Annotated in this window: 5 protein-coding genes; all 5 read left to right on the top strand. The window is 53.1% G+C overall.

The window, feature by feature from the left end:
- The first annotated feature begins 158 nt into the window (after nucleotides 1-158).
- Genes CW742_RS08190 through CW742_RS08170 form a run of 5 tightly spaced genes read left to right on the top strand, consistent with a single transcriptional unit; the run spans nucleotide 159 to nucleotide 4,030 of the window.
- Nucleotides 159-1,010 (top strand): protein translocase subunit SecF, encoded by an 852-nt coding sequence (locus tag CW742_RS08190; protein WP_292418960.1) that lies wholly within the window; start codon nucleotides 159-161, stop codon nucleotides 1,008-1,010.
- Complete coding sequence (locus CW742_RS08185; RefSeq protein WP_292418957.1) at nucleotides 1,007-2,464, top strand: preprotein translocase subunit SecD; 1,458 nt, start codon at nucleotides 1,007-1,009, stop codon at nucleotides 2,462-2,464. Before CW742_RS08190 ends, CW742_RS08185 begins: the two co-directional genes overlap by 4 nt.
- 54 nt (nucleotides 2,465-2,518) lie before the next feature.
- Nucleotides 2,519-2,791, top strand: a complete 273-nt coding sequence (trxA, locus tag CW742_RS08180; RefSeq protein ID WP_292418952.1) for a thioredoxin — start codon at nucleotides 2,519-2,521, stop codon at nucleotides 2,789-2,791.
- Nucleotides 2,792-3,442 (top strand): NADPH-dependent F420 reductase, encoded by a 651-nt coding sequence (npdG, locus tag CW742_RS08175; RefSeq protein ID WP_292418949.1) that lies wholly within the window; start codon nucleotides 2,792-2,794, stop codon nucleotides 3,440-3,442.
- A 45-nt stretch (nucleotides 3,443-3,487) separates the two neighbouring features.
- A complete protein-coding gene (locus CW742_RS08170; protein WP_292418963.1) occupies nucleotides 3,488-4,030 on the top strand; it encodes an aldolase in 543 nt (180 codons plus the stop codon).
- Nucleotides 4,031-4,163: the final 133 nt, after the last annotated feature.

Genomic DNA, 4,163 nt, shown 5'->3' with positions numbered 1-4,163 from the left:
CCCTTTAGCAAATTCCGACAATTAAAAAAGAAACAAAAATTTTCTGCGCAATCATGAAATCCGCGTCCGCGCGGACTCGTTTACGACGCTGAAACAACAACGTTCTCACCATACTGGCCTGATAACTATTTAATCGTGCATCAACAGATGAGTAAGACATGGGATTGATCAACTATAACATCGAGAAATATTCTCCAAAGCAGTTGGTAGTTATCCCGCTCGTGCTTCTTGTACTTTCCCTCATCTTCATCGGTTTCAACATGATGTCGACGGGAATGCCGGTTACCCCCGGCCTTGATTTCTCAGGAGGCACCGCGGTTACTATCCGGACAACCGATACGCACGACGAGTTGCGGACTGTCTTTGCAGGGTATCCTCTTGTCGATATCAGCAATATGAACGATGCAAAATTTCTCAAGTTCGGGACCATGGATGACACCCAGTCCCGGTCTCTTGCAATCCTTGTCGGGCAGAAATACCCGGATGCCAGCATTAACCAGATCAGCGAAACATTCGGTAAATCACTGCAATACCAGGCCTTCATTGCCCTGATCTTTTCCTTTATCGGCATGGCAATCGTGGTCTTTCTCTCATTCCGGACGTTTGTTCCCAGTGTTGCCGTTGTGCTATCTGCTTTTGCCGATATCGTCATGACCGCGGCAGCGATGAACTTTGTCGGTATCACGCTGACCCTGGGGACAACGGCAGCCCTTCTGATGCTTATCGGTTATTCTGTGGACAGCGATATCCTGCTCACCAACCGTGTACTGAAACGCCAGGGAAAACTGCAGGAGAAACTGGCGGGGGCTTTCCACACGGGGATCGTCATGACCTCAACTACCTTTGCCGCGATCACCGCCCTCTTTATTGTATCCTGGATTGGATCGATCCAGATCCTCATGGAGATCTCTGCAGTGCTTCTCATCGGGCTTCTCTTTGATGTCATCAATACCTGGCTGACCAATGCGGCCATCCTGAAATGGTACGTGCAGAAAGGAGGTGTACGATGAATTCCGCTGAACTCAAAGCAATTCTGACGGACTGGCGCGTTGCAACGCTGATTATTCTCGTTATCCTCTCCCTGGTGGCAATCGGGCCCCATATCGACGAGAATGGCCACCTTGCGACAAACCTCCAGTATGGTTTAGACCTCCAGCAGGGAGCATGGATCCAGCTTGAGCTCCGGGCAGAGGTGGTCGGGTTCACTACGGATGAACCCCTCCAGGAATTCGTCACGAAATTGTCTAACAGCCTTGATGCGGATATCGAACTCATTGATGAGAACCATATCGAGATCCGGAAGTATTACACCCAGGCTGAGCTGGAGCAGAAATTTGCCGAAGCCGGCGGGAAACTGACCAGTTACCAGCAGGGGGTTTCCAAGGATACCGGAAGCCATGTAAAGACGATTCTTGAGACCAAGATCAACAGCCTTGGCACCAAGGATGCAAAGGTCAATACCCTTGCCGGCATGAACAACGTGGTCCGGTATATCCGTGTCGAGCTTGCCGGCGTGGATATGGCTGAAGCACAGGAGATTGTCGGCAAGCAGGGCAAGTTCGAGATACGGGTCCAGACTGTCGGCAACCAGACTGAACACGTGCTCTTTGGCGATGTGATTACCAGCGTCCAGAGGCCCCAGAAAGATCTCCAGACCAATTCCTGGGGCGTTGAGTTCACCTTGAACGAAGCCGGGGCGCAGGCATTCCAGGACGCTGCGATCCGGTACGGCGCAACCGATGATCCGGAAAACCACTACCTTGCAATGATCCTCGATAACAAGACCGTCTACTCGGCACCACTGAGCTCGGATCTTGCCTCATCGTTAAAGACAACCACGACACGGCGGATGGTGGCTTCTACAGGTACCGGCAATGCCGGAGCAGACCAGGCAACGAGCCTGGAGATTCACCTGCGTGCCGGGGCCCTTCCGGTTGATGTCGCCGTTGCCGGATCGGGGAGCACATCCGCACCTCTTGGAGAACGCTACAAGATGATGAGTATCCTTGCCGGCCTCTGCGCCCTTGGTGCCGTGGGGTGTGCGGTGTATTACCGGTACCGTGAGCCCGGCATGGTTCTCCCCATGATACTCATCAATGCCTCGGAAGTCGTCATCCTGCTGGGGTTCATTGCAGCCATCAGGTTCCAGATGGACCTTCCGACTATTGCCGGTCTGATTGCCGTTCTCGGAACCGGTATTGACCAGCTGGTCATCATCACGGACGAGATCCTGCATGAAGGAAAGGTGCCTTCACCGAACCTCTATCTCAAACGGCTTGCCCGGGCACTGGGTATCATTGTTGCCGCAGCGGCAACGATAATCATAGCGATGGTCCCCCTGGCCCTCATGGACCTCTCGACCCTGAAGGGTTTTGCCATCATCACCATCCTCGGTGTGCTGGTAGGGGTCATCATCACCCGGCCTGCCTATGGCAGGATCATCATGCAGATCCTCTCCAAGTAACAATACCATAGGTTTATCTTTTTTTTCATCGACAACTCTACCGGGTATATCCAAATGAGCAAACCGGTGTTGTTTGATTTCTTTGCCACATGGTGCGGACCCTGCAAGATGCAGACCCCTATCATCGAGGAACTGGCAAAAAAGATGGGTGATGCAGTCGAGATCCGGAAGATTGATGTGGACCAGCACATGGATCTTGCCGAAAAATACGGCATACGTGTCGTACCCACCCTTATCATTGAGAAAGATGGCAGGGTTGTCCAGTCTCTCGAAGGCGTCACGGATGCAGGGACACTGGAGACCCTCTTAAAGCCCCTGGTGGAATGAATGAAGATCGGTATTGTCGGGGGAACAGGCGATATCGGGGAGGGGATGGCGATGCGCCTCTCCCCGTTCTATGATGTTGTTGTTGGATCGCGGGAGCAGGACAAGGCCGAAGCGACCTGCATAATGGGCCGCGAACAACTCCTGAAACGCGGAAAGACCTGTTCTCTCAATGGTGTCACCAACCAGGCTGCCATCGATGCAGCAGATATTGTGATCCTTGCAATTCCCTTCAAGCACGTGGCAGGGACGCTTGCAACACTTCACGGTTTTGAAAATAAGATTGTGGTAAGCCCTGTCAACCCCATGGAGAAGCAGGACCACTTTGTCTTTGTTCCCCCAAACGAAGGATCTGCAGCTTTGATGATCCAGAAGATGCTCCCAAAGGAGGCACGGATCTGTTCGGCCTTCAACACGATTGCTGCAAACAAGTGGAAAGCGCTTGACGAGGAACTTGATTATTCCGTCCCTGTCTGCAGTGATGATGCGGATGCGAAGAAGGAAGTGATGGCAGTTGTCAACCGCATCTCCCATCTGAAAGCATTTGATGCCGGTCCGCTCTCAGTCTCCTCCATGGTTGAGTCCCTGACTCCCCTCCTGCTCAACATCGCCCGGTACAACAAGATGCGGGACGTGGGGATCCGGTTCCATTAATTCCCCCTCATGCGGACGGAAAGGAAAAACGTGACACACCCCAGCATACCAACCCGGGAATTCGAACGGATCGGTAAACGCCTTTTTGCCGAACATCTTGTTGGCGGCAATTTCGGCAACATCAGTCTCCGCAAAGGAGATGAAGGTTTTTTCATCAAGCGGACCGGTGAATACCTTGATGATGTGCAAGAACTTGTCTTTGTCCCGTTTGGCGGGCCGGTTCCTCCACTGGCATCCAGCGAGTACCGGGTCCACGTTGCCGTGTACCAGAGTTCCGCCCATCAGGCCATTGTCCATGCTCACCCTCAGGCCGCGGTTGCTGCATCGCTCGTAATGGACACTATCATTCCTGAGGACAGCGAAGGAAAGATGTTCTGCCCAACAATTCCCGTTGTCGGTGGCGCACCGGGTTCACAGGAGATCGCCGACACTGTTGCATCCGCACTGTCGAAAACAAAACTCGTTATCGTCCGCGGGCATGGTACGTTCGCCGCTGGAAAAACCCTTGATGAAGCGTACCAGTTCACGTCCCTTGCCGAACACGCCTGCCGGGTTCTTGCGCTGCAACGGGCTGTTTTTCCACTCTGAACCGGGCCGACCGGTATTATGCGGGAGAGGATCTGGTAGTATTCAGGCAAAAACAGGGGTGGGGTGAGATGTTATTTCGGGGGAGTATGTGGCTGGATGAGGTGGAGACACTGTACGATTTCCCGGTGGAATT

The sequence above is a fragment of the Methanoregula sp. genome, assembly GCF_002835825.1.
Classification (GTDB): Archaea; Halobacteriota; Methanomicrobia; order Methanomicrobiales; family Methanospirillaceae; genus Methanoregula.
This window is presented reverse-complemented; position numbering and strand designations above follow the sequence as displayed.

Bases quoted from the DNA above. Each gene is read 5' to 3' on its own strand.
- CW742_RS08190 (WP_292418960.1), top strand. From the start codon at position 159: ATGGGATTGATCAACTATAACATCGAGAAATATTCTCCAAAGCAGTTG.
- CW742_RS08185 (WP_292418957.1), top strand. From the start codon at position 1,007: ATGAATTCCGCTGAACTCAAAGCAATTCTGACGGACTGGCGCGTTGCA.
- trxA (WP_292418952.1), top strand. From the start codon at position 2,519: ATGAGCAAACCGGTGTTGTTTGATTTCTTTGCCACATGGTGCGGACCC.
- npdG (WP_292418949.1), top strand. From the start codon at position 2,792: ATGAAGATCGGTATTGTCGGGGGAACAGGCGATATCGGGGAGGGGATG.